The sequence below is a fragment of the Paraburkholderia sp. JPY465 genome, from assembly GCF_050436725.1.
In the GTDB taxonomy this organism is placed as follows: domain Bacteria; phylum Pseudomonadota; class Gammaproteobacteria; order Burkholderiales; family Burkholderiaceae; genus Paraburkholderia; species Paraburkholderia youngii.
Genome location: NZ_JBNDMT010000002.1, coordinates 1,358,210 through 1,385,150, shown reverse-complemented (window position 1 = coordinate 1,385,150; position 26,941 = coordinate 1,358,210). Strand labels below are relative to the sequence as shown.

Genomic DNA, 26,941 nt, shown 5'->3' with positions numbered 1-26,941 from the left:
AGGATAAACGGACTCGCGATTCGATGCGCGCGACCGCCGCGATGCGACATTATTTAAATGAAAGAAATCGCGTAATGATAAATGGACTCTTGAGTGCGCCACTGATAAGCCTTTTGCAAGCAAAAAATTACAAGTAGTAATAAAGCCGGTCGACCACCCTTCATGTTTTTACAGATAGCTTTCGATAGAAAAAAATAGAAACAAATCCTTTCCGCGAAGTAATGCACGCCGCGTTTGATGCCTTCCTCTGTGTATGAAATGATAGCGATTCTCATTTAAACCTAGCCAGCGATCCCCGTCATCTCCCCTCACACAACGGAGAGCGGCAGCCAGCCATTTGCGTTTTTGTCATGAATTCGACGTCATGGATGCGAATTCGACAAAGCGCATTTCTGACGGGATTTCCATGCTCAATCACACGCCGCTGGCGACAGCGCTAGCGCTCGCTTTTGCCGTTCCTTATGCGACGCCTGCGCTCGCGCAAAGCGCACCGCAAAGCGCGTCGCAACCGGCCGCCTCCAGCGCGCCGCAGAACGTACAAAGCAACGCACAGAACAACGCACCCGCTACGGACGCGCCGACGTTGCCGACCATCGGCGTGCAGGCTCAGGCCGTCCAGCAGGACTTTCAGGCCGAGCGCGCGACCGTCGGCGCGAAGACCCCGACCGCGCTGCGCGACATTCCGCAGACCGTCACCGTGATCAATCGCAGCCTGCTCGCTTCGCAGGGCGCGACGTCGTTTACGGACGCGCTGCGCAACGCACCCGGCGTGACGATCGGCGCGGCCGAGGGCGGCCAGATCGGCAACAACATCAACCTGCGCGGCTTCACCGCGCAGAACGACATCTATCTGGACGGCTTCCGCGACCGCAACCAGTACTACCGCGACACGTTCGACCTCGAAGCGCTCGAAGTGCTATATGGTCCGTCGTCGATGCTGTTCGGCCGCGGCTCGACAGGCGGCGTGATCAACCAGGTCAGCAAGAAGGCGAACCTGACGGACTCGGCGGAAGTCTCCGGCATGATCGGCACCAACGACCGCTACCGCTCCACCGTCGACGTGAACCACAAGCTCACCGACACCTCGGCGATCCGCCTGAACGCGTTCGGCCAGAGCTTCGGCTCGACGCGCGACGTGATGAAGAACAAGGACTTCGGCGTCGCGCCGGAGCTGCGCTTCGGTATCGGCACACCGACCGAGATCACGCTGTCGGCGCTGATCCAGCGCAACAACGACATGCCCGACTACGGCATCCAGGCGCTGAACGGCCGCCCGTCGCCGGTGCCGAAAAACACGTTCTACGGTTTGACCAGCGACCGCACGATCCAGAACGTGCAGATCTTCACCGGGGCCATCAAGCACAAGTTCTCCGACGACCTGACGCTGACGAACCAGACACAGATATCGCATTCGATGACCGACGCGCGCGAAACCGCGCCGCAAGCGGTGCTGACCGGGCCGCTGTCGTCGAGCACTGCGCTGAACAACGGCAACTTCACGACGCTGCCGCCGTCGGCCCTGTTCATCAAGCTGCAGAGTCATGACCGCGTGATCCAGAATCACGCGATCTACAACGACACGATGGTCGAATACAAATTCGACACCGGGCCGATCAAGCACGACGTGATCGCCGGTGTCGAAGTGGGCCACGACAGCTATACGAACCAGGCGTACACGCGCAACAACCTGCCGATCGTGCCGATGCTCAATCCGCCGATCATCGGCACGCCGTCGAACGTGACGACGACGGTCGGCAACTACGCCGATTCGAGCGCGAACGAAATCGCCGCCTACCTGAACGACACGATCACGCTGACGCCGCACTGGAAGCTGATCGGCGGTGTGCGCTGGGATCGCTTCTCGGCCGAGATTCACAACACCGTCAACGCGCCAGCTTTCGCGAGCCAGACCAACTACTTCACGAGCGTGCGCACGGGCGTCATCTATCAGCCGACCGACTGGCAGTCGTACTACGTGTCGTACGGGACGTCGTTCAACCCGTCGCTCGAAAACCTGACGGTCACGAATCTCACGCAGAACCTCTCGCCTGAATCGACGAAGTCGTATGAAGTCGGCGGCAAGTGGGATCTGTTCGGCGGCAACATCTCGCTGACCTCGGCATTGTTCCGCGAAGAGAAGGACAACGCGCGCACCCAGGTCTCGCCGACCGAATACGAGTTGGCCGGCGACATTCGCGTCGATGGCTTCCAGGCCAGCGTGACCGGACACATCACCGACAAATGGCAGATTTTCGGCGGCTACACGTACATGGACGCGAAGATCCTGAAAGCGGCCGACGGCACGCAGGGTCACACGCCGGCCAACACGCCGCGCAACACGCTGACGTTCTGGACCACGTACGCGATCACGCCGCACTGGGAAATCGGCGGCGGCCCGATCTATATGTCGTCGCGTTATGCATCGAATACGAACTTCGTGAAGGTGCCGGGCTACACGCGTTGGGACGCGACCGCGGCCTATCACGCGAAGAAGTACGACGTGCGCCTGAACCTGCTGAACCTGACCAACAAGTACTACTACGACGCGTTGATTCCGTCGGACGGCGGACGTTCCGTGCCGGGCATCGGCCGCACGCTGCTCGCGACGTTCGATTACCGCTTCTGAAGGGAGCGTTGGCGACACGCTGAGCTCATCCGTTGGGCTTGCCGCTTTGCAAACGGCAAGCCGACTCGAAGGACACACTATGCTGCTGCACATTCCGAAGGTACTGGACGCCGAACAATTGCGCTTCGTGCGCGAGCGGCTCGATCGAGCCGGCGACGCGTGGGTGGATGGCCGCGCGACCGCGGGCTATCAGGGCGCGCCGGTCAAGCGCAATCAGCAGATCGCCGAGCACTCAGCGATCGCGCGCGAACTCGGCGACGTGATTGTCGCGGCGATCGAGCGCAATCCGCTGTTCATCAGCGCGGTGCTGCCGAACCAGGTGTATCCGCCTCTGTTCAACCGCTACGAGGGCGGCATGCAGTTCGGCAGCCACGTCGACGGCGCGGTGCGCGTGCTGCCGAACGGCGTGAAGCTGCGCACCGACGTGTCGGTGACGCTGTTTCTTAGCGCACCCGACGAATACGACGGCGGCGAACTCGTGATCGAAGACACCTACGGCGTGCAGCAGGTAAAGCTGCCGGCCGGCGACATGATCGTTTATCCGGCGACGAGTCTGCATCAGGTGACGCCCGTCACGCGCGGCGCACGCGTGGCGAGCTTCTTCTGGGTGCAAAGCCTCGTGCGCAGCGACACGCATCGCGCGCTGCTGTTCGACATGGACACCGCGATTCAACGGCTCAACGCCACCCATGCCGACGACGCTGCGCGACGCAGCCTCGTCGGTTGTTATCACAATCTGCTGCGTACCTGGAGCGAAACGTGAGCGAATCCGACACCCTCGACGTTGAACCGCCGGCGGCCGGCCAACATGGCGCGCACGAACTGCGCCGGCTCGACGGCGATGAACTGAGAGCGCGCCAGCGGCGCTCGCGCCGCGCGACTTTCATCAAGTGGCTGCGCCAGGTGCATGGCTGGGTCGGACTGTGGGGCGCGGCGCTCGGTCTGCTGTTCGGCACGACGGGCTTTTTCCTGAACCATCGCGGCGGTCCGCTGCGCGTGTCGACCGGCGAGCCGCAGGTGTCGGTGATGCAGGTGCCGCTGCCGCAACCGGCACCGGAAACGCCGCGCGAACTCGCGAAGTGGCTCAAGCAGGAGCTGAAGATCGCCGGCAATCCGGGGCGTGTGCAGAAAGAACCCGAGCATCCGGTGGCGTGGGGCGATCGCAGCGTCGTGCAGCCCGAGCACTGGCAGCTGAATTTCGCGTCGCCGAAAGAAAATACCTCGGCCGAATACTGGGTCGGCAATAACACCGTGACGGTCAAGCGCAGCGCGAATACCTTTCTCGCGATGCTGACGAACATGCACAAAGGCGTGGGCTTGAGCGTCGGCTGGGTGCTGCTGATCGATACGCTCGCGGGCAGTCTGATCCTGCTGTCGCTGACGGGCGTGCTGTTGTGGACCGAGTTGAACAGGCGCAAGACGGTGGGGCTCGTGCTCGTGGCGGGTTCGATTGCGGCGGCGGTGGCGTTGGGGACGATGTAAGGCGCAGCGCAACGTCCGGACGAAGCCCGCGCGCTGGCGGGCAGGCTCGGAGCGGTACGCGCTAGAATCGTCGCAGACCTACTTCGCTGGCTTTGCCGCCGTCCGCCGATGACCTCTCCCGCGAACCCCGTCGACACCGCGCTGACCACGCGACGCGCGGTGCGCGCCTTTCTGCCGACACCGGTGCAGCGCGCCGACATCGAAGCCATTCTCGAAGCCGCCAGCTACGCGCCGTCGGGCACCAACACGCAGCCCTGGAAGGTGTACGTGCTGACGGGCGAATCGCTCGCGCGTCTGTCGCGCGATCTGCTCGCGGCCTACGACCATCCGCAGCGCGACGAGCTGTACCAGGAGGAGTACGCGTACTACCCGCGCCAATGGCAGTCGCCGTACGTCGACCGGCGCCGCAAGATCGGCTGGGATATGTACGGCCTGCTCGGCATCGAGAAGGGCGACAAGGCGCGCATGCACGAACAGCACTCGCGCAACTTCCGTTTCTTCGACGCACCCGTCGGCCTGCTGTTCACGATCGATCGCAGCCTCGAGCGCGGCAGCTGGCTCGACTACGGCATGTTCCTGCAGGCGATCATGACCGCCGCGCGCGGACGCGGCCTCGACACCTGTCCGCAGGCCGCGTTCATGCGGTTTCATCGGCTGATTGCCGAACATCTCGGCCTGCCCGAGAACGAGCAGTTCGTGTGCGGCATGTCGCTCGGACTCGCCGACCCCAATGCGCTAGTCAATACGCTGCGCCCCGAGCGCGAGCCGGTCGAGCGCTTCACGCGTTTTCTCGATTGATCGCAGACCTCAGTCCCCACCCAGAGGCAAACGAAAATGAAAACATCGCGCCGCCATTTCCTGTTGGTCAGCGCGGGCGTCGGCTCGTCGCTCGCGCTGTCTCGCGTCGCGTTCGCCGCGACCGTTCCCAATGCGCTGAGCGAGAGCGATCCGCAGGCGCAGAAGGTCGGCTATACCGAAGATGCGTCGAAGGTCGACAAGGCCAGGTTCCCGAACTTCGCGGCCGGGCAATCGTGCGCGAACTGCTCGCTGTTCCAGGGCAAGGCGTCGGATGAGTACGGCGGCTGCACGCTGTTCGGCGCCAAACAGGTCGCGTCGCGCGGCTGGTGCAGCGCGTACACGAATATGTGAGCACGCACGCCGGCGCATCGTCCGCGGCTGCTACAGCAGCGCCTTTAGCACGAGTTCGTGCGAGTGCCCGATCCACACGGCGGCGTCGCGATGATCGCGCAACGCGTCGCCGGTATTCGGATGCAGAAAGACATCGAGCGAGCCGTGATTGAGCGTGAGCCAGCTGACCACGTCGGCGAACTGCTGGTGCGCGAACGCGAGCTGATACGACCACATCGGATGCGGGCCGACCGGCCGTTCGTGGAAGCGCCCGATCTGCAGTTTGTCGCCCCAATGCGCATCGATCTGCTCGCGAAACGCCCAGGCGGCGTCGCGGCTCGCCGCGTCGAAATAGATGTGCGCGTGCCAGCTTTGTATGGCTGAAGCATCGCGAAAGGTCATATCAGAGTTCATTGCCAGGCTCGTTCCGTATCAGTCTTTATCCGACATTCATTCTGCTTCGTTTTCCGCCGGCGCGCGCGCTGCAACGCGCATGTGAAACTGTATCTGATCCTCGCCGACGATCTCGAAGCCAAGACGATCGTACAGCCGTTTGGCGGGATTGCCCTTGAGCACCTGCAAGCTGACCGGCAGCGCTTCGGCCGCGGCGGCGCGCAGGATCGTGCGCAGCACCTGCTCGCCGATACCGCGGCCTTGTAGCGCCGGCGCGATCTGCAACTGCGCGACGAACCATTCGTCGTCGTTGCGATGCGCCTTCAACAGGCCCGCGGGCGCGCCGTCGATGCAGATCACCTGCGCGGCGTCGTAGCGATGCCGCAGGCGCGCGCGATGGGCGTCTTCGTCGGTCGGCTCGCCGGCGCGCGCCAGGTGTTCGGTCATCGTCGCCTTGCGCAGTTCGAGCAGGAAGGGTTCGTCGTCGGGTTGCGCGGGGCGCAAGGTCAACCCGGATCGTTGGTCGGGCAGTGGGGCGGACATGTCGGCAAGGTAGTGGCTCGCAATCGCGCACGCGATGATCGTGCGAGGCGCGAGTAAGAATTGTCGTCGATTGTCGCGTCCGCTGCGCTTTTTTACCACGGCCAGGTTGCGGTCTTCCCACTTTGCGATGCGGGTCATCGTTGCCGGTGACGCGAGGGCCTGTGTCGCTATCGGCGTTGGATGGCATGAGCTTTGCTTTGCTGTCTGCCTTCATCGCGGACGCGCTATCTGCACCAACGTACGAACAGACAAAACGGGGCCTCCCGATGCGGTGAGCGTCAGATGATTTTCCCGGGGACGTTCGCGTCATACGGCGAACGTCGTAATCAACGTTGCGAGGTGGGCTATGACGATGATCGAGGCGGTACCCAGCGTCTCGGCAGATGGACGAGCGGTGATTTTCCAGCTTTCGTCACGGGGACGAGACCTTGAATGCGCGGTCACATGCGAGGCGCTCGAACAGCACTTCTGGCTGCAACGCGGCGCCGGTGAGGCGCGCATTCTGAAGACGTTCGCGGACGGGCGCCAACGCATTACCGCGATCGCTGAACGAAAAATGCTCGCGCGTCCCGGTGAGAAGGTCTTGCTGACGATCGACGATTTCTCTACACGCGGTTGACGTGCATGGCGCGGCGGGCCGGAAACTCCGCTGTTACATCGATTCGCCAAATTAAGCCGCCAAAGCCCCTCGCTTCGCGCAATTGCATTCGCGGGTGCGCGCCTACACTCTTTTCCATGGAGCGACAAATCACCGAACTCCATCGATGCGATTTCCCCTCGTGTCGGATTTGAACCGTACCGTTGATGAAGTAGTCTGCAGTTCGCAGTTCGCAGTTCGCAGTTGACGCAATACAAAGCGCGCAATGCATCGAGAACGCGCGCGAAGGGGTAGCGGCCAGTGGTAGGAAATAACGAGGACCGGCCCGCATGCAGTGGTATTTGGAAGTGGATTGAATCGACAGTTTGAAACTTGCTGTCGAGCGGTAGAAATTGCCGTTGCAGTACACGTAGGCAATAGCTTTGCAGGTTAGGTGGTTATAGGTTTGCAGGCACTCCACGCGCCTGCTGGACTGTTCCATCCTGTCGGCCCTGTTTCTTCGCGGAACAGGGCTTTTTTTCGTCGCAACATCGCTTCTTGTTTCCGGCCGCTTCGAACCGATATGGGGACAGTGCGTTCTTCGAAACGTTCGAAGAACCGGCGCGTCGCAGAGCGTGAACTGTCGGGCGCGAAATGCGTCGGACGTTTGAGCGCGGCGTTTGCCGCCGTCGCGTGCCGAAGTCCGGGCGCGCTGCCGAAAGAAGGAGGTTGAATCGATGTCCAGCAAATCGCGAGTTCGCAAGCCCGGCCGCACGGCCATGTCCCCGTTGTTGCGTTCCCTGACGCAGAGCCGCACCGCACACGCGCCGGTCACGCAGACCATGCTGTTGCAGTCCTACGCCGCGCTCGATGCATTCCGCCGCGGCCACGGCGCACGCACGCTGCACACAACGCTGAGCCGGCATCTGCTGGTGTCGCAGGAACTGACGCGCGCCGGACTGGGCGCCGACGCGCGCGCGGACATCGAAAGCGCGCATGCGGCGATGGTGCGGCTCGATGTGCGCGAGCGCGAGACCGGCCGCTGGTCGCTCGAAGACGACGACTATGCAAGTCTGTGCGCGGCGCTCGCGATTTTCGACGGACAGTTGTCGGCCGCGTCACTGACCGAGCTGGCGAGCGCGGAAGCGAAAATGATCGAAGGTCTGATGCGCTCCGCGCGGCTGAGAGCGCTGGCGGAAGCGCCAGTTTGAACGGCCCGCAACAAGCACAACGCCCCCACATCGGGGCGTTTTTCACATTCAGCGCGGACGTAAATCGATTCCGCAGAATCCTTGAAAGCGGCATCGACGTTTCGCGCACGGCCGGCTGCCGCGCGCCGCGTGGCTCGTTACGAGTGTCCGTAGAAATCCCGTCGGGCGCGTTTGCCGCTGAGATTCCCGCTTGCTAGACTGGCTGCGCCTGATTGCCACCTATCTACCTGCCGGCCTACCCGCTATGCCGCCGAGGCCAGGCGTCGCTGACGTCGTCGCGATGCCGAACCGCGCATGCAACCGAGCCCTGTCGGAGACACCATGTCCTACATGCTGCTGATCGTCGAACCCACGGACCAACGCGAGGAGCGCGGCGAAGCCGCCGGTCGCGACCTCTATGACCAGATGGTGCGGTTCTCCCAGAACCTGAAAGCGCGCGGCAAGCTGCTCGCGGTCGAATCGCTGACTTCGCAAAAGGACGCCGTGCGCGTGCAGGTCCGCAATGGCCAGTCGAAGCTCGTCGACGGGCCGTTCGCCGAGGCGAAGGAGATGATCGGCGGCTTCTTTCTGCTGAACTGCGGCAGCCGTGAAGAGGCCGTGGCGATCGCGCAAACCTGTCCGGCGGCGGCGTGGTGCACGGTCGAAGTGCGCAAGCTCGGGCCGTGCTTCATCTAGCCACGCGTGGCTCTCACGTCGTCCGCTTTTGGTGTTTTCCCTGGCATGCCGGGACCGCCGCAGGTGTCGATCGGACCGTACGTTGCGCGTCGTGTGAGTAAGGGGCTAGCCAGCGTGGCCCCTTCAAGCGATTCACGCGAATCCACTCACGACGAACCACAAAAAACAAGGAGCAACGACATGCGATTCATGATCATCGTAAAAGCCACGGCCGCGAGTGAAGCCGGCGAGATGCCCGAACCGTCGCTGATCGCCGCGATGGGCGCCTACCACGAAGAACTCGCGAAGGCCGGCGTGCTGCTCGACGCAACCGGCCTGCAGCCGAGCTCGAAAGGCTGGCGCGTGCGCTATAGCGGCGGCAAACGGAGCGTCGTAGATGGGCCGTTCGCGGAGACCAAGGAGCTGATTGCTGGCTACACGTTGATCCAGGTGCGCTCGCGCGACGAGGCGATGGAATGGGCGCGGCGTTTCCCCGCGCCGTTCGGTGAACACGCCGATGGCGAAATCGAAGTGCGGCAGCTTTTCGAACTCGACGACTTCGAGCCGGGGCCGGAAGTCGAGCGCTTTCGCAAGCTCGAAGAAGATCACCGCTGAGGTGAAGGCTGAAGCCGTGACGATACAGGCCACCCATCGTGCGATCGACGCTGTCTGGCGGATCGAATCCGCGAAGGTCATCGCTCACGTCGCGCGGATCGTGCGCGACGTGGGGCTCGCCGAGGAACTCGCGCAGGACGCGCTGGTGGCCGCGCTCGAGCATTGGCCGGACGCGGGCGTGCCCGACAACCCCGGAGCCTGGCTGATGACGGCCGCGAAAAACCGCGCGCTCGATCGCCTGCGCCAGGAAGCGCTGCATGCGCGCAAGCGCGAGGAGCTCGGCCACGATCTCGACGCGATCGAAGCGCACGTGGTGCCCGATTTCGTCGATGCGCTCGATGCCGCGCGCGCCGACGACATCGGCGACGATCTGCTGCGGCTCATCTTCACCGCGTGCCATCCGGTGCTGTCGACCGATGCGCGCGTCGCGCTGACGCTGCGCCTGCTCGGCGGCCTCACCACCGACGAAATCGCGCGCGCGTATCTCGTGCCGGAGCCGACCATTGCGCAGCGGATCGTGCGCGCGAAGCGCACGCTGTCGGCGGCGCGCGTGCCGTTCGAGGTGCCTCAGGCGGACGCGCGCGCGGCGCGGCTCGCGTCGGTGCTGCAGGTGATCTACCTCATTTTCAACGAAGGGTATTCGGCCACCGCCGGCGACGACTGGATGCGCCCGGCGCTATGCGAGGAGGCGCTGCGGCTCGGGCGCGTGTTGAGCGGACTCGTGCCCGACGAAAGCGAGGTCTACGGTCTGGTTGCGCTGATGGAGATCCAGGCGTCGCGCACCCATGCGCGCACCGATGCGCACGGGCGGCCGGTGCTGCTGCTCGATCAGGATCGCAGCCGCTGGGACCCGCTGCTGATTCGCCGCGGCCTCGCGGCGTTGGACAGCGCACACGCGCTTGGCGGCGCAAGCGGGCCCTATGCGTTGCAGGCGGCGCTCGCCGCCTGTCATGCGCGGGCGCGCCGCGCCGAGGACACCGACTGGGCGCAGATCGTCGCGCTCTACGATGCGTTGGCGCAGGTCGCGCCGTCGCCGGTCGTGGAGTTGAATCGCGCGGTCGCGGTGGGGATGGCGTTCGGGCCGGCGGCCGGACTCGAAATCGTCGATGCGCTCGCCGCTGGTCCAGCGCTCGCGAATTATCACTGGTTGCCGAGTGTGCGCGGCGATCTGCTGGTCAAGCTCGGACGCATCGACGAAGCGCGCGCGGAGTTCGAGCGCGCCGCGGCGATGACGCGCAACACGCGCGAGCGCGAGCTGTTGCTGGAGCGTGCGCGCGGGCTTGCGCATTGAGTTTCGGCACCTCTGAGTGCCGCCTCAACGAATCAGCTGCCGTACCCCCAACGCAACGATCAACCCGCCGCACACGCGATCGACCCATCTCTTGCCGCGCCGATACGCCGACGCGATCCGCGCGTGCGACAACGCCAGCGCGACGAACCCATACCAACTGCTCGCGACGACGAACACCATGCCGAGCATCGCGGCAAACGTGCCGGTGCTCACATGCGCGGGCGCGGCCGACGAAAACACCGCGGCAAAGAACGCCATCGACTTCGGATTCGCGATGTTGGTCGCGAAACCCTGCGCGAACGCCTGCCTGAAGCCGCCCGCCGGTGCCTTGACGAGCACCGCCTGCCTTGCCGCTGACGCGTTGAAGATCAGCCGCCCGCCGAACCACAGCAGATAACAGGCGCCCAAGATCCTGACCACGAGGGCGAGCCACGGGAACGCGGCGAACACGATGCCGACGCCGAGAATCGCGCAGCTTGCCCAGAACAGATTGACGAGCACGATGCCGGCGACCATCGCGAGCGCTTCGATGCGCGTCGCCGAAGCGGCCTTGTGCGCGACCGCGACGAAGTTCGGGCCCGGACTCACCACGCCCGCGATATACACGGAAAACACGCCGACCACGGCGGCCCCATCGATCACGACACACTCCCTGTTGAAAAGCACTGGCTCGAAGAAGGCAACCGATGCATCTCGCTCACAGCCCGAAAAACGCCGCGCCCGCGGTCAGGACGCCCGCTCCCGCGACGAGGTACGACACATTACGAAGCCAGTTCTTGCGCGTGAGCAGCGTGATCGCGCACAGCGCAATCGCGACCTGAATCAGCAGCGTCGCCTGAGCCCAGCGATGATGGCCATGCAGCAGCGTTTCGCTGCGCGTGTCGGCGGCGACGACCTGTTTTTCGATCGCTTCGGCGTTCGCGCGGATCGGCTCCTTCTGCTTCTTGTATTTCTCGACGTCGGCGACGAATTTCGCGTGCGCGTCGCTATTGGGCGCCGACAGCGCCGCGCCGAGTTCGGCGAGGTTTTCCTTCTCGCCCTTCGCCTGGTAATAGCTCCACTGGTTCGACGCTTCGGTCTTCTTGATCGCGGCTTCGTTCTTGAAGAACAGCGCGAGGTTTTCGGCGTTGCCGCTCTGGTACGCGCACAGCGCGCCGATCGTCGCGAGGATCGCGGTCATCACGGCCATCCGGCTCGCGAACGGATCGGCGTCGTGATGCCCGGCGTGGCCGGCGTGTTCGACGGCGTGGTCGTGCGGACCGTGCACTTCATATTCATCAGACATCAGATTCTCCGAGGCAATGCTTTTATCGTTCTCGCCGGGCGGCGCGGGCGCCCGGCGGCCTCAATCTTAGCGTGTTGCGGGCGGCCTGAGGCCGCGGCTTCAATGCAGCGTCGCCGCCAGCCGGTTGCGGAGACCCGTGTCGGAGGCCAGTTATTGCATGCGGATCACGACGCGACCGCGCGTACCGGCGGCGACCGCGTCGTAGGCTTCGCGCGCACGGGCGAGCGGAAATTCCTGTGCTATCGCCGGGCCGCTCAGCTTGCCGCTGTCGAAGCCCTCGACCAGCGCCGTCATCAGCGGCGCCGATTGCGCGACGCCGAGCTTGGCGCTGTCGACGCCGAGCAATTGCGTCTCGTTGTGATAGAAATCGATCAGATCGAACTCGACCCGACGCTTGCCAGTCGCGCTGATTTCGAGCACGCGGCCGCGCCGTTTCGCGAGACTCAGCGCGGTCTCGAACGCGACACCGCCGACCGTGTCGTAGACGACCTCCGCGCCCGCGCCGCCGGTCAACTCGCGCACACGTTCGGCTGCGTGTTCGTCGAACGGCACGTAGGCGTCGATCAGGCGACCCGCAGGCGTGGCCGGATCGAGCGGCCGGCGATCGACGGCGATCACGCGCGCGCCGCGTGCCTTCGCGATCTGCGCGACCGCGCCGCCGACACCGCCGCCCGCGCCAAGCACCGCGACGGTCTCGCCGGCCTGCAAGCTTGCGTATTCGACGGTGCCGAGCCATGCGACCACGAAGTTCACGCCGATCGCCGCCGCCTCGACGTGGCTCAACGCGACGGGCTTGCGCGACAGCGCGGCGACCGGAATGCTGAGGTACTCGGCGTGCGTGCCGTCGCGCGTGAAGCCGATGTCGCCGCCGGTGCCCCACACCTCGGCATCGCGCCACGCGGCCGGGCCATCCACGACCACGCCGCTGAAGTCGCGCCCCGGTATGCGCGGCAGCACCGTATGGTCGAAACGGCCGGCCACGTTCTTCACGTCGCTCGGATTGACCGAGGCCGCCATCACCCGCACGACCGCATGCTCCGCGTCGGCTTGCGGCGTCGGCAGATCGACGTATTCGAGCACTTCGGGGCTGCCAAAAGATTTGAACTGAATCGCTTTCATCGTGCGTGGCTCCGATTGGTTGGTCTTGCGCCGCGTTGCGCAGCGAATGCACCGTAGTCTAGGTGATGAACGCGCACCGGGTACGCGAACCACCAGTCGCTAACCCCCTTGACCCGCCTGACCCGCCTCGCCGGCCTTCGCCTGAGCATGCCGCTGATGATCGGCGGCCAGAAACATATACATCGCCGGCACCACGAACAGCGTGAACAGCGTGCCGATCGACATGCCCGTGAAAATCACGAGCCCCATCGCGTTGCGGCCCGCCGCGCCCGCGCCCGACGCGATCACGAGCGGCACCACGCCGAGCACCATCGCGGCGGTCGTCATCAGGATCGGACGCAGCCGCACGCCGGCGGCTTCCTCGACCGCTTCGCGCTTGCCGCGGCCCGCGCGCTGCAATTCGTTGGCGAACTGCACGATCAGAATGCCGTGCTTGCTGACGAGCCCCATCAGCGTGACGAGGCCGACCTGCGTGTAGATGTTCAGCGTCGTCAGGCCGATGTTGATGAAGATCAGCGCGCCGAACAGCGCCATCGGTACCGAGATCAGGATCACGATCGGATCGCGGAAGCTCTCGAATTGCGCAGCGAGCGCGAGGAACACGATGATCGTTGCAAGCAGCAGCGTAATGACGAAGCCGCCCGACTCCTGCACGAACTGGCGCGACGCTCCCGAGTAATCGGCCGAATAGCCGGCCGGCGCGACCTGCGCGGTCGCCTGGCGCAGAAAATCGAGCACCTGGCCTTGCGACACGCCCGGCACGGTCACGCCGGAGATCGTCGCCGAGTTCAGCTGCTGGAAGTGATTGATCGATTCGGGCACGACGCTGTGCTTGATATGCGCGACCGTCGACGCCGGAATCACGCTGCCGTCCGGCGTGCGCAGATAGTAGTCGAGCACCTGCGACGGATTGAGCCGATCGATCTGCAGCACCTGCGGAATCACCTTGTACGAACGCCCCGCGATCGAGAAGTAGTTCACGTAGCCGCCACCCAGCGCCGAACCGAGCGCCTGTCCGACGTCGCTTTGCGACAGCCCGAGCGAGGCCACCTTATCGCGATCGACGACGAGCACCGCTTCCGGCTTGTCGATTTTCAGATCGGTATCGACGAAGAAGAACATCCCGCTCTCGCGCGCTTTTTCGAGCACCGCTTGCGACACCTCGTTGAGGTTTTGGAACGGCTCGGTCGTGCTGATCACGAACTGCACCGGCAAGCCCTGCGAGCCCGGCAACGGCGGAAACTGGAACGCCGCGACGCGTGCGCCCGCGATCTGATTCCACTTCTGCTGCAACTCCTGTTGCAGCTCGGTCGCATTCTTGCCGCGCTGATCCCAGGTCTTGAACAGCACCCCGCCGATGCCCTGGTTGATGGTCGGTGAACCCGTCAGCTGGAACATCTGCGAGTACTCGGGCAGCGACTTCGAGGCGTCGAACACCTGGTCCGCGTAGGTCTGCATCTGCTGGATCGTCGCGTTCGGCGGCCCGATGATCTGCGACAGAACCACGCCCTGATCTTCCTGCGGCGCGAGTTCCGACTTCGAGGTCATGAACAGATACACGGTGCCGCACAGCAGCAGCGCGCCCATGATCACGAATACGGGCCAGGTATCGAGCGTCGCGTGCAACAGGCGGCCGTAGCCGCGATGCACGCGCTCGAACTGACGGTCGACGAAACGCGCGAAACGCCCGGACTCCTGCTCCGCGCGAAAGAAGCGCGAACACATCATCGGTGACAACGTGAGGGCGATCACGCCCGATACCGTCACCGCACCCGCGAGCGTGAACGCGAACTCAGTGAAGAGCGCCCCCGTCAGCCCGCCCTGGAAGCCTATCGGCGCATATACGGCGATCAGCACGACGGTCATCGCGACGATCGGGCCGCCGAGTTCGCGCGCGGCGATCAGCGCGGCGTCGAACGGCGTCTTGCCTTCGTGCTTCATATGCCGGTCGACGTTCTCGACGACGATGATCGCGTCGTCGACGACGAGCCCGATCGCGAGCACCAGCGCGAGCAGCGTCAGCAGATTGATCGAATAGCCGAGCGCCTGCATCACGAAGAACGTGCCGATCAGCGACAGCGGCATCGCGATCAACGGCACGATCACCGCGCGGAAGCTGCCGAGAAACAGGAAGATCACGATCGTGACGATCACGAGCGCTTCGACGAGCGTCTTGATCACTTCCCTGATCGCGGTGTTCACGAAGTCGGTCGCGTCATACACGATGTCGCCCGTCATGCCGGTCGGGAACTGCCTCTGCAGATCGGGGAACACGGTCTTCACGCGCTTGGCCACATCGAGAATGTTCGCGTCCGGCGCGACCTTGATACCGATGAACACCGAGCGCTTGCCGCTGAACGCGACGTTGAAGTCGTAGCTGTCGGCGCCGAGCACGACGTTCGCGACATCCTCGAGACGCACGATCGAGCCGTTCTTCTGCTTGACGACGAGTTGCTTGAAATCGTCGACGGTATGCAGGTCCGTGCCCGCTTCGAGGTCGACGCTGACCATCTGCCCCTTCGTCGTGCCGAGCGTCGCGAGATAGTTGTTGTTGCCGAGCGCGGTGAACACGTCGCTCGCGCTCACGCCGTGCGCTGCGAGCCGCGCCGAATCGAGCCACGCGCGCATCGCGAACTGCCGCCCGCCGAGCACTTCGGCGGTCTGCACGCCCTGGATCGAATCGAGCTTCGGCTTGACCACGCGCAACAGGTAGTCGGTGACGTTGTTGCTCGGCAGCACGCTGCTGTAGAAGCCCATGTACATCGCGTCGGTGGTCTGCCCGGTCTGCACCGTCAGTACGGGCTGCTGCGCCTGCGGCGGCAACTGGTTGCGCACCGAGCCGATCTGCGTGTTGATCTCGGTCAGCGCGCGGTTCGCGTCGTAGTTCAAACGCAGCGTCGCGACGATCGTCGACACGCCCGTGATGCTCGTCGACGACATGTAGTCGATACCCTGCGCCTGCGCGATCGCCGCTTCGAGCGGCTGCGTGATGAAGCCGGCGATGGTGTCCGGGTTCGCGCCATAGTAGGCCGTCGTGATCGTGACGACCGCGTTCTCGGTCTGCGGATACTGGCTGACCTTCAGCACCGCGAGCGCGCGCAGCCCGAGCACGAGGATCAGCAGGCTCACGACCGAAGCGAGTACCGGCCGGCGGATGAAGATGTCCGTGAACATGATCGGGCGGCCTCGCTTATTGTTCCTGCGGCGTCGGATTCGGACTGTCCGACGGCTGGACGCGGTTATCGATGATCAGCGGCGTGCCGTTCTTCAGCTTGAGCTGGCCGCTAGTCACGACCTGCGTGCCATCGTCGACGCCCTTCAGAATCGCCACCTGGTCGCCGCGCGTCGGCCCCGGCGTCACGAACACCTGCTGCGCGACGGGCAGCGTCTTGCCCTGCGCGTTGGGCTGCGTGCCGGGCTTCACGATGAACACGGTCGCGCCATACGGGTTGTAGGTAATCGCCGTTTGCGGCAGCGTCAGGTGGCGCTCCTCGGCGCCCGAGTCGATCTTCACGTTCGCGTACATGCCGGGCAGCAGCTTGCGCTCGCGATTGTCGACGCTTGCCTCGATCTGCACGTTGCGTGTCGCGCTGTCGACTTTCGGGCTCATCGACTGGATCTTGCCGGTGAAGCTTTGTCCGCTGTACGCGTTGGTATCGACGCTGACGGTCGCGCCGATCGCGAGCTGGCCGAGCTGCTGTTGCGGCACCGAGAAGTCGGCGTAGATCGGATCGATGGCTTGCAGCGTGACGATCGTATCGCCCGGATTCAGGTATTGGCCCGGATTGATCGTCGTGATGCCGAGGCGCCCCGCGAACGGCGCGCGAATCGTCTTCTTGTCGACGAGCGCCTGCTGTTGCGCGACCTGCGCCTTCTTGCGCTTGAGGTCCGCCGCATCGGCGTCGAGCTGCGCTTTCGCGATCGCCTTGATGTCGTACTGCGCGCGGTCGCGCTCGTAGACCGTCTGCGCGAGGTCGGCCGCGGCCTGCAGCGATTGCAGCAGCGCGACGTCGCTGTCGTCATTGAGTCGCACGAGGATCTGTCCGGCTTTCGCTTCCTGCCCCGACACGAACGCGACCTGGCGCACGAGGCCGGCGACTTCGGTCGTCACGTCGACGCCGCGCACCGCGCGCAGGCTGCCGACCGCCGCGAGCTGCGGCTGCCACGACTGATAGTGGACCACCACCGCCGACACCGTCGCGGGCGGCGTGGTGTTGGCCGCCATGAACTTCGCGAACATGTGCGCGCGGAACAGGTTGAAGCCGACCAGCGCGGCGAGCAGCAGGCCGACGCAGATCAACATGATCACCATCCGCTTCGTCATCGGTTTTCTTTCGGCCATCGTGATGTCCTTGCTCGGCTTGGGGCGAGGGCTGAGGGTTGTGTCAGGGCACGGTCAATGTGGCGTTGCGGCGGCGGCCGCGGCGGCCGACTCGGGCGCGGCGCCATTCCACCAGCCGCCGCCGAGCGCCTGGAACAGCGCGGCCGTGTCTGCGTAACGCGCGGCCTGCGCCTGCGCGAGGCTGACCACGGTCTGCTGATACTGGCGTTGCGCGTCGAGCAGCGCGAGGTAGCTCACGCCGCCGACGCGATACTGCCCGCGCGTCAGTTCGAGCGAATCGCTCGCGGCGCGCGACGCGTCGGTCTGCGCCTTCAGGCCGGTCGCATCGTGTTCGAGCGCGCGCAGCGTGTCCGCGACGTTCTGGAACGCAAGCAGCACCGTCTCGCGGTATTGCGCGCCGGCCTGCTCGTAGGCGGCCTCGGCCGCGCGCTTCTGTGCGCTCAACTGGCCACCGTGAAAGACCGGTTGCAGCAAGCCCGCGCCGATGCTCCAGATGGTGCTGCCGGCCCTGAGCACTTGCGCGGGCGTCAGCGCCTCGGCGCCGTAGCTCGCGGACAGCGTGATCTGCGGATACATCGCCGCGGTCGCGACGCCGACCTGTGCACTCGCCTGATGCAGCGTGGCGTCGGCGGCGAGGATGTCGGGGCGCTGGCGCACCAGCGACGACGGCAGACTGACGGGCAGCGTGTCGGGCAGCGAGAACATGTCGAGGGTGAATTCGGGCACGCCCGTGTCGCTCGGCAGCTTGCCGGCGAGCACCGCAAGCTGATGGCGCGCCTGATCGAGTTGCTGGTAGAGCGGCGGCAGCGTCGCGCGGGTCTGCGCGAGCAGCGTTTCCTGCGCGAGCACGGCCGCGCGGCTCACGCCGCCGAGCGAGAGTTGCTGGTCGAGCACGTTCAGCTGCTGCTCTTCCTCGGTGGCGATCCGCTCGGTCGCGTCGATCTGCGCGCGCACGGACGCTTCCTTGACCGCCGCGGTCACGATGTTGGCCGATATCGTAAGATAGGCGGCCTGTAGCTGGAAGCGCTGATAGTCGATCTGCGCATGCAGCGCTTCGAGTTCGCGCCGCGCGCCGCCGAACACGTCGAGCTTGTACGAGACGTTGACCGACGCGTTGTAAAGATTGAATTCTTCGACGAGGCCCGGCTCGCCGAACGCGATGCCGTTGATCTTTTCGCGCGTGGCGTTAAGTTGCGCGTCGACGCTCGGCAGCAAGGTGCCGCCTGCCTGCGCGGTGTAATTTTCGCGCGCCTGGCGCAACGCGGCCTGGGCCGCGGTCATGTTCGGGCTATTGGCGATGGCCTCGCGGATCAGCGCGTCGAGCGGCTCGCAGTGAAACAGCGTCCACCACGCGGCGGGGATGTCCTGGGCCGGCGCGAAACGCTGCGGCAGGCCGGCGGGGCCGGGCGCGGAGGCGGTCTGGTCGGGCAGCGGCCGGGCGGTGAAGGTGTCGGTAGCCGGCGCGGGCGGCTCGTGGTAGTCGGGGCCGACCATGCAGCCGGCCAACGCGACGCAACTGCACAGCGCAACGTAGAGGCGCCGCCAGACAATACGCTGACTCACGTCGATCATCGATCTACCTTGTACGCCAGGGGCGGGTGGACCGGACGAAGATGTTCAGGGCACCCGAACGTTCTTGGAGTTGTCTTGCCGACGCTGGAATTTACCACGCACGACGCGAGCCGCGCTTGGCCTCGCGTTCGCTAACCGCCGAAGGCGGATACGAGATCACGTAGGAGGGCGGTGAAAACGCGCGGCGCTCCCCGCAGTCTGCCGCGGCCGTCGCGGCATTCATGCAAGTTTCATAGATTGGGACACCGGCGTACTGTCGACCCCTCAGCTTTAATGCCCCATCACCATCAGCAGCACCGACAGCGTCACAAGCTCGAAATCGGCTTCACGATGTGCTCCGCTTACAGCGTCGTCCCCGGCTATGCGCGAGCGTTCGGCGCCGCGTATCCGCAGGTCGAGCTGAAATTGCGCGAGGTCGTGTCGAACGATCTGGCCGCGCAGTTGCTCACCGGGCACATCGACGCGGCGATCATGTTCCCGACCGTGCCCGACAAGTCACTCACGACGCGCACGGTGCTCAGCGAGCCGCTGTGCGTCGCGCTATCGCGCAGCCATCCGCGCGCGCGGCGCGGCGGTTGAAGATTGCGCAGCTGGCGGGCGTGGTGTTCCGCCCGCTTGCCGACGCGCCGCTGATCGAGCAGGTGCTCGCCCGGTCGCCGGCGAACCGGAATCCTTGTTTGGGGAGATTTTTGGAGTTGGCATGAACGGACCGCCGGCGCGGTCATTCACACATTTGCCGCCGAACTCTCCGCCGCCTGCTCATCCGCCGGATAGCGCTGCGCGTCCCGCTTGATACGCCGGCGAATCAGGATCGTCCACACCGTCAGCGCCATGTACACGCCATAACGCAGCGCAGTGGATGCGAGCGCCGAGCGCGGGTCGTTCGGCCAATGCAGCACGATCGCACTGCGCACGATGTTCTCGCCGATCATGCCGATCCCCCACACGAGTGTCATCAGGCGAATATAGCTGGCGAGCATCGGACGATCACGCCAATGTCGCTCGAACAATTCCACGCTGCGATGATCTTCGCGCGACATCGTCGAGCGCGCCAGGTAGAACACCATCGGCTTGCGCAGCGTGAGCGACGCGAGAAACGCGATGCCGATAAAGCCCGACACCATCGGGTCTTCGATCAACAGCAGACGCGCGTCGCTGAATACGAGGCTCGTGGCAAGCGCTGGCAGCACGCCCGCGAGCACGAGTGCGCTCAGCGCGTCGAAATGCCGGTAACGCAGCAGATCCACCGTCATCCATGCGATCAGCGGCAACGCCGACGCGGCGAGCGCGCCCGTTTGCCCCCAGTGCGGAAACGCGAGCCGGTAGACAAGCAAGGGCAGTGCGAGATTGACGAGCAATGCGCTCAGGTAGCGCAGACGGGATTTCATCGGCTGGGCTGTAACGGCATGGAACGAGGCACGCGTGGCACATGCTGGCGCGCTGTGACAATCGCGCTTCGGCAGCGGCGCGCGAACGTATGGAGGCAGTTTAGGGCGAAGTTGCGCCGGCTGCCGGGGTTGGCGGCGCGCAGCGAAGGGCTGGCGCAAGCGCGCCGCGTGCGATGGCATCGGCGGCGCGCTGATGCGAGCGTCTGGCTTTACCGGGCGTCGTCCGCCGCTCGCTGCTGCGCGATCAGATCGGCGAGCCGCTCGATCTGCTGCCCTTGCGCATCGAAATTGCCCGCGTCGAGCCACCGCTGATAACACGAGCGCAACGCCGGCCATTCGCTGTCGATGATCGAAAACCACGCCGTGTCGCGATTGCGCTCACGGTAGACGATCGCCTGCCGGAAGATCCCCTCGAACGTGAACCCGTAGCGCAGCGCGGCCTTGCGCGACGGCTCGTTCAGCGAATCGCATTTCCATTCGAAACGGCGGTAACCGAGCTTGTCGAACACTTCGCTAAGCAGCAGGTACATCGCATCCGTCGCGATGCGCGTGCGCTTGAGCCGCGGCGAATACGTGACATGGCCGACTTCGATCACGCCGTTGGCCGGATCGATCCGCATCAGCGACAGCGTGCCGACCGCCTTGCCCGTCGCGAGGTCGATCACCGCGTAGTGCAGCGGATCTTTCGATGCCGCCATCCGCGTCAGGTGCTCGCGATAGGCTGCGAGGCTGTCGAACGGGCCGATCGCCAGATAAGTCCAGTCGCGGCCGTCGGTGGCCGAGCGATACGCGTCGAACAGGTCGGCCGCGTGGCGCTCGACGTCGACCGCTTCGAGCCGGCAATAGCAGCCGCTCAGCGGCTCGCGGCCCGGCGGCTGCGCGCCGCGCCAGCCGGGCACGGGTTTGCCGATCGGCTGGCCGTAGACGTTGCGTATGGGTTCCATGTCCTTTCTCCTGTCTTCGATGCAGGAACGATACGGCAAACGTGGTATGTTCAAAAGATCCACGACACGCTTATTCGATAGGTCCAACCACCATGATCGAAATCATCGGACCGCTCGTCCATGCCGACGACGTTTTCGCCGCGAGCGGCGCTAGCGGGGCCAAGCGGCCCGCGCCGCTGCAAAAGCAGCTGATCGAACTTCTACAACAGGCCATTCTCGCGGGCCGTCTGCCGGCTGGGTCGTTGCTGCCGTCGTCGCGGCTGCTCGCCGCCGAAATGGGCGTGTCGCGCAACACCGTCGTGATCGCTTACGAACATCTCGCCGCGGTCGGTTATGTCATCGCCGATCGCCAGGGCACGCGCGTGAGTCCGCTGTCGAGTCCCGCCGCGCGCGGCGAGCGGGCGACGGCTACGGCGGCGCCAGAAGTCGTGTACGCGAGGCGCGTCCAGCAGTTCGCGGCGCCGCACAAGCACGTCGACAACACCTATGCGCTGACCCCGGGCACACCCGCGCTAGACCGCTTCCCGCTAGCCGCCTGGCGGCGCGCGCTCGAACGTGCGATGGAGCGCGCCTTACCGCGCGCGCTCGGCTACGGCACGCCGGCCGGCGAACCGGCGTTGCGCGACGCGATCGCCGCGCATCTGCGGATGGCGCGCGGCGTGCGCTGCGACGGCTCGCAGGTCGTGATCACCGAGGGCGCGCAGGAGGCGCTGAACCTGTGCGTGCGGCTGCTGACCAATCCCGGCGATATCGCATGGACCGAGGACCCCGGCTACCGCGGCGCGAAGGCCGCTTTCAACGCGGGCGATTTGCGCTTGCTGCCGATTCCCGTCGACGCCGAAGGCATGGCCGTGCCGGCCGACGCGTGGCGCACGCATCCGCCGAAGCTGATCTACACGTCGCCCGCGCATCAGTATCCGACCGGCGCGGTGTTGTCGGTGGCGCGGCGGCTCGAGCTGATTGCAGAGGCGCGGCGCTGCGGCGCTTGGCTGATCGAGGACGATTACGACGGCGAAGTGCGCCACACCGGCGAGCCGATCGCGAGCATGCAGGGCCTCGTCGACGAGGCGCCCGTGCTGTACGTCGGTTCGTTCAGCAAGACGATGTTTCCGGCGCTGCGCATCGGCTTCGTCGTGCTGCCTCGGACGATCGCCGCGCATGCCGCTGTTGCGCTGCAAGAGTTGCTGCGCGGCGGGCATCGGCTGGAGCAACTGGCGCTCGCGCATTTCCTCGAAAGCGGCGAGTTCGGGCGACATCTCGGGCGGATGCGGCGGCTGTACCGCGAGCGCCAGCAGGCGCTGCGCGACGCGCTGGCCGAATATTTTCCGGCGGCGACGATTCTTGGCGGCGATTGCGGCATGCATCTGACGCTGCGGCTGCCCGCGTCGCTCGACGATCGCGCACTGACGGCGCGGGCGCAGGCGTTGGGGCTCGGTCCGCGCGCGCTGTCGGGGTTCGCGATCGGGGCGTCGGAGCAGACCAACGGGCTCGTGATCGGCTATGGGAATACGGAGGCGGAGCGCTTGGGGCCGGCGGTGAAAGCGCTGGCGGAGCTGGTGCGGGAGATGGAGAGCGAGGCGCGACCGGCTGCGAAGGGCGCGGCAAAACCGGCCGGAACGCCTGCCGGAAAACCCGCCGCCCGGTCCCGCAAAAAGCCCATCCCGCAACGCCGTACGCCTGCCACCCAGGACATGTAAGTTTTACGTTTGTCCGCCCGGCCCATGTCGCGCTATCGTGTCGTATGCGCGGCGACTTCGCTCCGAAGTGCCGGGTCTGCCCGCATGTGCCACGGTTGCCCGGCCCGCCGCGCCGCGGGTTTGGCGCCGCCGATGGGCACGAACAATGCGTTAAGTGTGGTTTTCGATGACGATTTATCCGACCGGAGACGCTATGAAGGAAATCGAACCGACCCCGTGGTTTGAGCTGGCCATCCATACGCCCGTACGCGAAGGCTGGTACGAGGTGCAGTTGGCGAGCGGGGACACGGCGTTTGCGAAATTTGGCGACGGCGTGTGGACCGAAAAGCCGTTGCTCGTATTCACGCATTGGCGCGGCCTGTCCGCCGATCCGTCGAAAGCCGCGGATGGCGCGGCCGAATCGGTCAGCGCCGAAGCGACCGCGGCGCAGGGTGTGCGCGCCGCCTGGAACGCGTTCTTCCCGGGACTCGGCGAAGAGCAGCACAAGCCGCACAATGTGGTGCCGAATGGCAAGGCGCCGCATCATTGAGCGGCCATTGAAGTTTTTCGTTTGAAGTCTGTCAGGCGGCGGCTTGTGGGCTGCCGTCTGGCAGTTCGATTCGCCCGCTCTATCGCTCCGCACGGCGGCTTCCGCACATCGCGCGCCTCATTTCTCCCGCCCCGCTACAATCAGCGTCACCCTTTCGACGCCATCACGATGCTATGACCGCCACCCGAGAACCCGTGGAATTGTCGCGCGCGACTCAACTGCTCAATCACGGACCCGTTACGCTGATCACGAGCGCGCACGCTGGTCGTTCGAACGTGATGGCCGCCTCGTGGGCGATGCCGCTCGACTTCGATCCGCCGAAGGTGGTGGTGGTCGTCGATAGCCGCACGCTGACGCGTAGCCTGATCGAAGCGAGCGGCGTGTTCGGGCTGCAATTGCCGAGCCGCGGTTTCGCCGCACAAACACTTGCGGTCGGCACGCACGCGGGCGTCGAACTCGACAAGTTCTCCGCGTTCGATCTCGAGACTTTCCGCGCGCAAAAAATCGACGTGCCGATGCTGGCCGGCTGCATCACGTGGATGGAATGCAAGGTGATTCCGGATGACAGCCAGCGGCACGATCTGATCATCGGCGAGGTGGTCGCCGCGTATGCGGATAGCCGCGTGTATTCGCACAACCGCTGGCATTTCGGCGACGATCCCGACCTGCGCACGTGCCATTACGTCGCAGGCGGCACTTTCTTCGCAACGGGCGATGCGTTCGAGGTGGCGCCCGTCGCGGCCTCCGCGCAGTGACCGCGCTTAGGTGTTCGGTTCGGTTTCGCCTTCGGCGAATGCCTTGAGCGCGTCGCCCGCGAGACGGTAGCGCACCCATTCGCTTTGCGGATTCGCGCCGATCGATTTGTAGAAGCCGATGGCCGGCTCGTTCCAGTCGAGCACGCTCCATTCGAAGCGGCCGCAGCCCGTTTCGCAGGCGATTTGCGCGAGATGGCGCAGCATCTGTTTGCCCGCGCCGCTGCCACGCGATGCGGGCGACACGTACAGGTCTTCCAGATAAAGCCCCTGCTTGCCGAGCCACGTCGAATACGAAAAGAAGTACACGCAAAAACCGACGGGCTCGCCGTTCATTTCGCAGATCAGCGCTTTCGCGGGCACGCCCTCGGAAAACAGGCTTTTCTCGATGTCTTTGACACCGGCGACGACTTCGTGCTCGGCTTTCTCGTAGATCGCAAGTTCGGTGATGAAGCGCAGGATCAGGGGGGCGTCGGAGGCGGTGGCGGGGCGGATGTGGATCGTCAAGGTCTGGTGCTCGGTGAGTTCGGTGGCAATTCCGGTCCGGCTGGCGATACGCGCCAAAGCGCCGGCTTCGGAACAGACTCACATCGTAGCAAAGAGCCAAAGGCCCCGCCCTGAGAGGACGAGGCCTTTGGCGTTTCCTACAGGCCGAAGGCGAATAATTTTTGCGGCCCCGGTCCGTTCGTTGAACCGGAGCCCCAGAACACCACGCCGTCCGCAACGGCCGGTCCGGCATTGCATGCGCCGCCGCTGTCGAATGACCACAGTACTTTTCCGTTGGAAGAATCGAGCGCGTACATCGTGCCTTTCGTGTAGTCGAGATTGCATCCGAACACCACGCCATTCGCGACACTGACCGCTGCCTCCGCGCGGCTTCCCAGTGGGTCCGGAGTGGTCCACTTCACCGCGCCGGAATTCGCGTTGAGCGATGCCCAGCCGCCCGACGTGGTAGTGCCGCCGCCGTTCGCCAACTGCCATACGCCTGGCGTCGTGCCCGAGCCGGTCACCCCGCTGTTGGCTACCGCAACGTAAATAAACTGGCCGTCGTTGGCCGATCCCCACTGCAGACCGCCTGTGAGTCCGCCGGGGGCGACCTGGGTGGACCAACGCAGTTCGCCTGTTTCTTCATCGAAGGCCCAGAACATCCCGCTCTTCTGTCCCGCGCCGACCAGTCGGCCGGCATTGCCATTGCCGCCGAAGAGCATCGGTCCTTGCGCGAAGTCCCAGTCCGGACCCTGCGGATTGGGACAGTTGGCGTTCGACGGAAGAGTGAAGACGCCCGGCACGTTGAGGCCGCAGCCGACATTCCACGTATCGTACGGCAGTCCGCGCGCGGACCATTTGACTGCGCCCGTGGTCATGTCCAGCGCAAGGATCGAGTCGAAGTGGTCGTTCGGGTCGATGCACGATGTCGGCGTGCCGCCGCTGTTCATGCAGTCGAGTACGGCCTGAGGTACTGCCCAGTTGTTGCCGGAACCCATGAATACCGTATTGCGATCGACGTCGACGGCGCCGGTGCTTCCCCAGACGGAGCCGCCGTAATAGCCCGTCGGTATTGTGTACGTCTGCCATTTGATTGCGCCGGTCGCGACATCGAGCGCGACGACGCTGCCGCGGAAACTCCACTGCCATGCAGGCGGGGAAATATAGGCGGCCATCAATTCTTCGTTCGATGTCGTTCCTACGAAAGCCGTACCGTTCGCGATGACCGCAGACTGCGTGACCATTGAATACGTGGTTGGATCGACTTGCGTGTGCCAAAGCCGCTGGCCGGTGTTCTTGTCGACGGCAAAGACCTGGGCCGGTTGCGGACTCGACAGTTTGCCGCTTTGATTGCCGAGTATCAGTACGTTTCCGGAGATAGCGGGCGTTGCACGCGCGTAGTCGTTAGGGATGTCCGTGTAGGACGACACGAGGTTCTTCCAGATAACGTGACCGGTCTTCCTGTCGACTTTGTAAAGATAGCCCGCGGAATCCGGGAAATAGGCATAGCTGTCATCGAGGGCAGGGGTCGCCGTGACGTTTCCGCTCGTGTCAGTTGACCAGAGCTTGTGAAGGGCACCCGCTGTCTTCGGACTGATCGCCGATTCACTAGCCTGGTTTCGGGAGTTCATCGAGTCGTTTCCCGAGGTCTTCCAATCGGTCGAATAGGCAATGCTGCTCGTTGTCAAACCGAATAGCAACGCACACGTTAAATACAACGTGTTAGTTCTCATGTCGTCTCCTCAGTGATTATTTGGAAAGCTGCGTTTGCGCTTTTGCGAAGCGGGGATAAAGATTATTAAGAGGACTGGGCAAACAGTTTTATTGCGGTGAGGTGGGGCAATCGAAATATAGTGAACGTCTAATCAGCGCGCATTGGCGCAATGTGCGGAATCGCACCAAGTGCTTCATGTCAGGCACACCGAATCAAATTCTGATTTATACATTGCGAAGTTATTTCGAGTATCTATGCTATTTGAATCAAATGAGTTCGCTCATTGCGGCATTCGATGATTTATGAAAGGCAGGTACGCCAATCGCGACGCACTCCCAGCGATTGACGCTTCCGATCGAAATGGTTTACTGTCGCTGCATGCACTTCGACTCTCTTTCACTCTTTGCCGCCACCACCGCGACGACCACCTTCATAGGCGGGTCGTCTGGAGATTGCGCGCGCTAGCCGGAAGTACGGAAAGTACGAGCAGCAGTGGCAAATCCCCAAAGGCCCCGCCGGAAACGGATGGGGCCTTTGGCGTTTCTGGTCTCTCCGTTTGCGGCATCCATCGTGGTATCGCGAATTTCGAACCG

At 64.5% G+C, this 26,941-nt stretch carries 26 protein-coding genes and 1 pseudogene; 14 read left to right on the top strand and 13 right to left on the bottom strand.

Translation table 11 applies throughout. The features are described 5' to 3' along the window. Positions 1–406: 406 nt before the first annotated feature. From QFZ94_RS08445 to QFZ94_RS08425, 5 genes are all read left to right on the top strand, one after another. Entirely contained in the window at positions 407–2,626 is a 2,220-nt protein-coding gene (locus tag QFZ94_RS08445) for a TonB-dependent receptor (RefSeq protein WP_429456198.1), read from the top strand. Positions 2,627–2,705: 79 nt separating this feature from the next. Continuing rightward, complete coding sequence (locus QFZ94_RS08440) at positions 2,706–3,389, top strand: Fe2+-dependent dioxygenase (protein ID WP_410848672.1); 684 nt, start codon at positions 2,706–2,708, stop codon at positions 3,387–3,389. Continuing rightward, on the top strand, positions 3,386–4,108 hold the full coding sequence (locus QFZ94_RS08435; protein ID WP_429456196.1) for a PepSY-associated TM helix domain-containing protein: 723 nt from the start codon (positions 3,386–3,388) through the stop codon (positions 4,106–4,108). The genes QFZ94_RS08440 and QFZ94_RS08435 overlap by 4 nt, the downstream gene beginning before the upstream one ends. A 108-nt stretch (positions 4,109–4,216) precedes the next feature. Then, on the top strand, positions 4,217–4,906 hold the full coding sequence (locus tag QFZ94_RS08430; protein ID WP_429456194.1) for a nitroreductase: 690 nt from the start codon (positions 4,217–4,219) through the stop codon (positions 4,904–4,906). A gap of 36 nt (positions 4,907–4,942) precedes the next feature. Then, the gene (locus QFZ94_RS08425; protein ID WP_410848669.1) at positions 4,943–5,257 is read left to right on the top strand and encodes a high-potential iron-sulfur protein; all 315 of its coding nucleotides are present in this window, start codon (positions 4,943–4,945) and stop codon (positions 5,255–5,257) included. Positions 5,258–5,287: 30 nt separating this feature from the next. Here QFZ94_RS08425 and QFZ94_RS08420 read toward each other — a convergent pair whose 3' ends face one another. Continuing rightward, positions 5,288–5,638 (bottom strand): DOPA 4,5-dioxygenase family protein, encoded by a 351-nt coding sequence (locus tag QFZ94_RS08420; protein ID WP_368583515.1) that lies wholly within the window; start codon positions 5,636–5,638, stop codon positions 5,288–5,290. 48 nt (positions 5,639–5,686) lie between these two features. Further along, positions 5,687–6,172, bottom strand: a complete 486-nt coding sequence (locus tag QFZ94_RS08415) for an N-acetyltransferase family protein (RefSeq protein ID WP_429457740.1) — start codon at positions 6,170–6,172, stop codon at positions 5,687–5,689. A gap of 346 nt (positions 6,173–6,518) precedes the next feature. Between QFZ94_RS08415 and QFZ94_RS08410 the strand changes: the two genes are divergently transcribed. Next, complete coding sequence (locus tag QFZ94_RS08410) at positions 6,519–6,791, top strand: DUF1488 domain-containing protein (RefSeq protein ID WP_368583374.1); 273 nt, start codon at positions 6,519–6,521, stop codon at positions 6,789–6,791. Here QFZ94_RS08410 and QFZ94_RS08405 read toward each other — a convergent pair. Continuing rightward, positions 6,778–7,251, bottom strand: coding sequence for a hypothetical protein (locus QFZ94_RS08405; protein WP_429456191.1), 474 nt, complete (start codon positions 7,249–7,251; stop codon positions 6,778–6,780). The genes QFZ94_RS08410 and QFZ94_RS08405 overlap by 14 nt on opposite strands. Positions 7,252–7,486: 235 nt before the next feature. Between QFZ94_RS08405 and QFZ94_RS08400 the strand changes: the two genes are divergently transcribed. The 4 genes from QFZ94_RS08400 (at position 7,487) to QFZ94_RS08385 (ending at position 10,520) form a co-directional block, all read left to right on the top strand. Further along, entirely contained in the window at positions 7,487–7,960 is a 474-nt protein-coding gene (locus QFZ94_RS08400; protein ID WP_429456189.1) for a hypothetical protein, read from the top strand. A 321-nt stretch (positions 7,961–8,281) separates the two neighbouring features. Continuing rightward, positions 8,282–8,635 carry a YciI family protein gene (locus QFZ94_RS08395; protein ID WP_410850099.1) on the top strand — a complete coding sequence of 118 codons (354 nt, stop codon included), beginning with the start codon at positions 8,282–8,284 and terminating at the stop codon, positions 8,633–8,635. 180 nt (positions 8,636–8,815) lie between these two features. Then, on the top strand, positions 8,816–9,229 hold the full coding sequence (locus QFZ94_RS08390) for a YciI family protein (RefSeq protein WP_018438308.1): 414 nt from the start codon (positions 8,816–8,818) through the stop codon (positions 9,227–9,229). Positions 9,230–9,245: 16 nt separating this feature from the next. Then, positions 9,246–10,520 carry an RNA polymerase sigma factor gene (locus QFZ94_RS08385; RefSeq protein WP_368583513.1) on the top strand — a complete coding sequence of 425 codons (1,275 nt, stop codon included), beginning with the start codon at positions 9,246–9,248 and terminating at the stop codon, positions 10,518–10,520. 24 nt (positions 10,521–10,544) lie between these two features. Here QFZ94_RS08385 and QFZ94_RS08380 read toward each other — a convergent pair whose 3' ends face one another. The 6 genes from QFZ94_RS08380 to QFZ94_RS08355 form a co-directional block, all read right to left on the bottom strand. Next, entirely contained in the window at positions 10,545–11,162 is a 618-nt protein-coding gene (locus QFZ94_RS08380; RefSeq protein ID WP_429456187.1) for a LysE family translocator, read from the bottom strand. 55 nt (positions 11,163–11,217) lie between these two features. Next, on the bottom strand, positions 11,218–11,805 hold the full coding sequence (locus QFZ94_RS08375; protein WP_410850103.1) for a DUF4337 domain-containing protein: 588 nt from the start codon (positions 11,803–11,805) through the stop codon (positions 11,218–11,220). A gap of 150 nt (positions 11,806–11,955) precedes the next feature. Continuing rightward, positions 11,956–12,924 carry a quinone oxidoreductase family protein gene (locus QFZ94_RS08370; RefSeq protein WP_429456184.1) on the bottom strand — a complete coding sequence of 323 codons (969 nt, stop codon included), beginning with the start codon at positions 12,922–12,924 and terminating at the stop codon, positions 11,956–11,958. Between the two features lie 99 nt (positions 12,925–13,023). After that, the gene (locus QFZ94_RS08365) at positions 13,024–16,098 is read right to left on the bottom strand and encodes an efflux RND transporter permease subunit (RefSeq protein ID WP_429456182.1); all 3,075 of its coding nucleotides are present in this window, start codon (positions 16,096–16,098) and stop codon (positions 13,024–13,026) included. A 16-nt stretch (positions 16,099–16,114) separates the two neighbouring features. Continuing rightward, positions 16,115–17,266: an efflux RND transporter periplasmic adaptor subunit gene (locus QFZ94_RS08360; RefSeq protein WP_429456181.1), complete on the bottom strand. Its 1,152-nt coding sequence runs from the start codon at positions 17,264–17,266 to the stop codon at positions 16,115–16,117. A gap of 54 nt (positions 17,267–17,320) precedes the next feature. Beyond that, positions 17,321–18,838: an efflux transporter outer membrane subunit gene (locus tag QFZ94_RS08355; RefSeq protein WP_429456179.1), complete on the bottom strand. Its 1,518-nt coding sequence runs from the start codon at positions 18,836–18,838 to the stop codon at positions 17,321–17,323. A 309-nt stretch (positions 18,839–19,147) separates the two neighbouring features. Between QFZ94_RS08355 and QFZ94_RS08350 the strand changes: the two are divergent. Further along, positions 19,148–19,542 (top strand): annotated as a pseudogene (locus tag QFZ94_RS08350) (LysR family substrate-binding domain-containing protein); the annotation flags it as partial. A 21-nt stretch (positions 19,543–19,563) separates the two neighbouring features. On the opposite strand, the gene QFZ94_RS08345 reads toward QFZ94_RS08350, so the two are convergent. Together QFZ94_RS08345 and QFZ94_RS08340 are read right to left on the bottom strand one after the other, a co-directional pair. Further along, entirely contained in the window at positions 19,564–20,226 is a 663-nt protein-coding gene (locus QFZ94_RS08345) for a VC0807 family protein (RefSeq protein ID WP_429456177.1), read from the bottom strand. Between the two features lie 209 nt (positions 20,227–20,435). Next, positions 20,436–21,170: a GNAT family N-acetyltransferase gene (locus tag QFZ94_RS08340; protein ID WP_429456175.1), complete on the bottom strand. Its 735-nt coding sequence runs from the start codon at positions 21,168–21,170 to the stop codon at positions 20,436–20,438. Positions 21,171–21,262: 92 nt separating this feature from the next. Here QFZ94_RS08340 and QFZ94_RS08335 point away from each other — a divergent pair, with 92 nt between their 5' ends. The 3 genes from QFZ94_RS08335 (at position 21,263) to QFZ94_RS08325 (ending at position 24,151) form a co-directional block, all read left to right on the top strand. Beyond that, positions 21,263–22,867, top strand: coding sequence for a PLP-dependent aminotransferase family protein (locus tag QFZ94_RS08335; RefSeq protein WP_429456173.1), 1,605 nt, complete (start codon positions 21,263–21,265; stop codon positions 22,865–22,867). Positions 22,868–23,060: 193 nt separating this feature from the next. Beyond that, positions 23,061–23,396, top strand: a complete 336-nt coding sequence (locus QFZ94_RS08330) for a hypothetical protein (protein ID WP_176106988.1) — start codon at positions 23,061–23,063, stop codon at positions 23,394–23,396. A gap of 173 nt (positions 23,397–23,569) precedes the next feature. Further along, positions 23,570–24,151 (top strand): flavin reductase family protein, encoded by a 582-nt coding sequence (locus QFZ94_RS08325; protein WP_368583361.1) that lies wholly within the window; start codon positions 23,570–23,572, stop codon positions 24,149–24,151. Positions 24,152–24,157: 6 nt separating this feature from the next. Here QFZ94_RS08325 and QFZ94_RS08320 read toward each other — a convergent pair whose 3' ends face one another. After that, a complete protein-coding gene (locus QFZ94_RS08320; protein WP_013092731.1) occupies positions 24,158–24,655 on the bottom strand; it encodes a GNAT family N-acetyltransferase in 498 nt (165 codons plus the stop codon). A gap of 137 nt (positions 24,656–24,792) precedes the next feature. Next, the gene (locus QFZ94_RS08315) at positions 24,793–26,265 is read right to left on the bottom strand and encodes a PQQ-binding-like beta-propeller repeat protein (protein WP_429456170.1); all 1,473 of its coding nucleotides are present in this window, start codon (positions 26,263–26,265) and stop codon (positions 24,793–24,795) included. Positions 26,266–26,941: the final 676 nt, after the last annotated feature.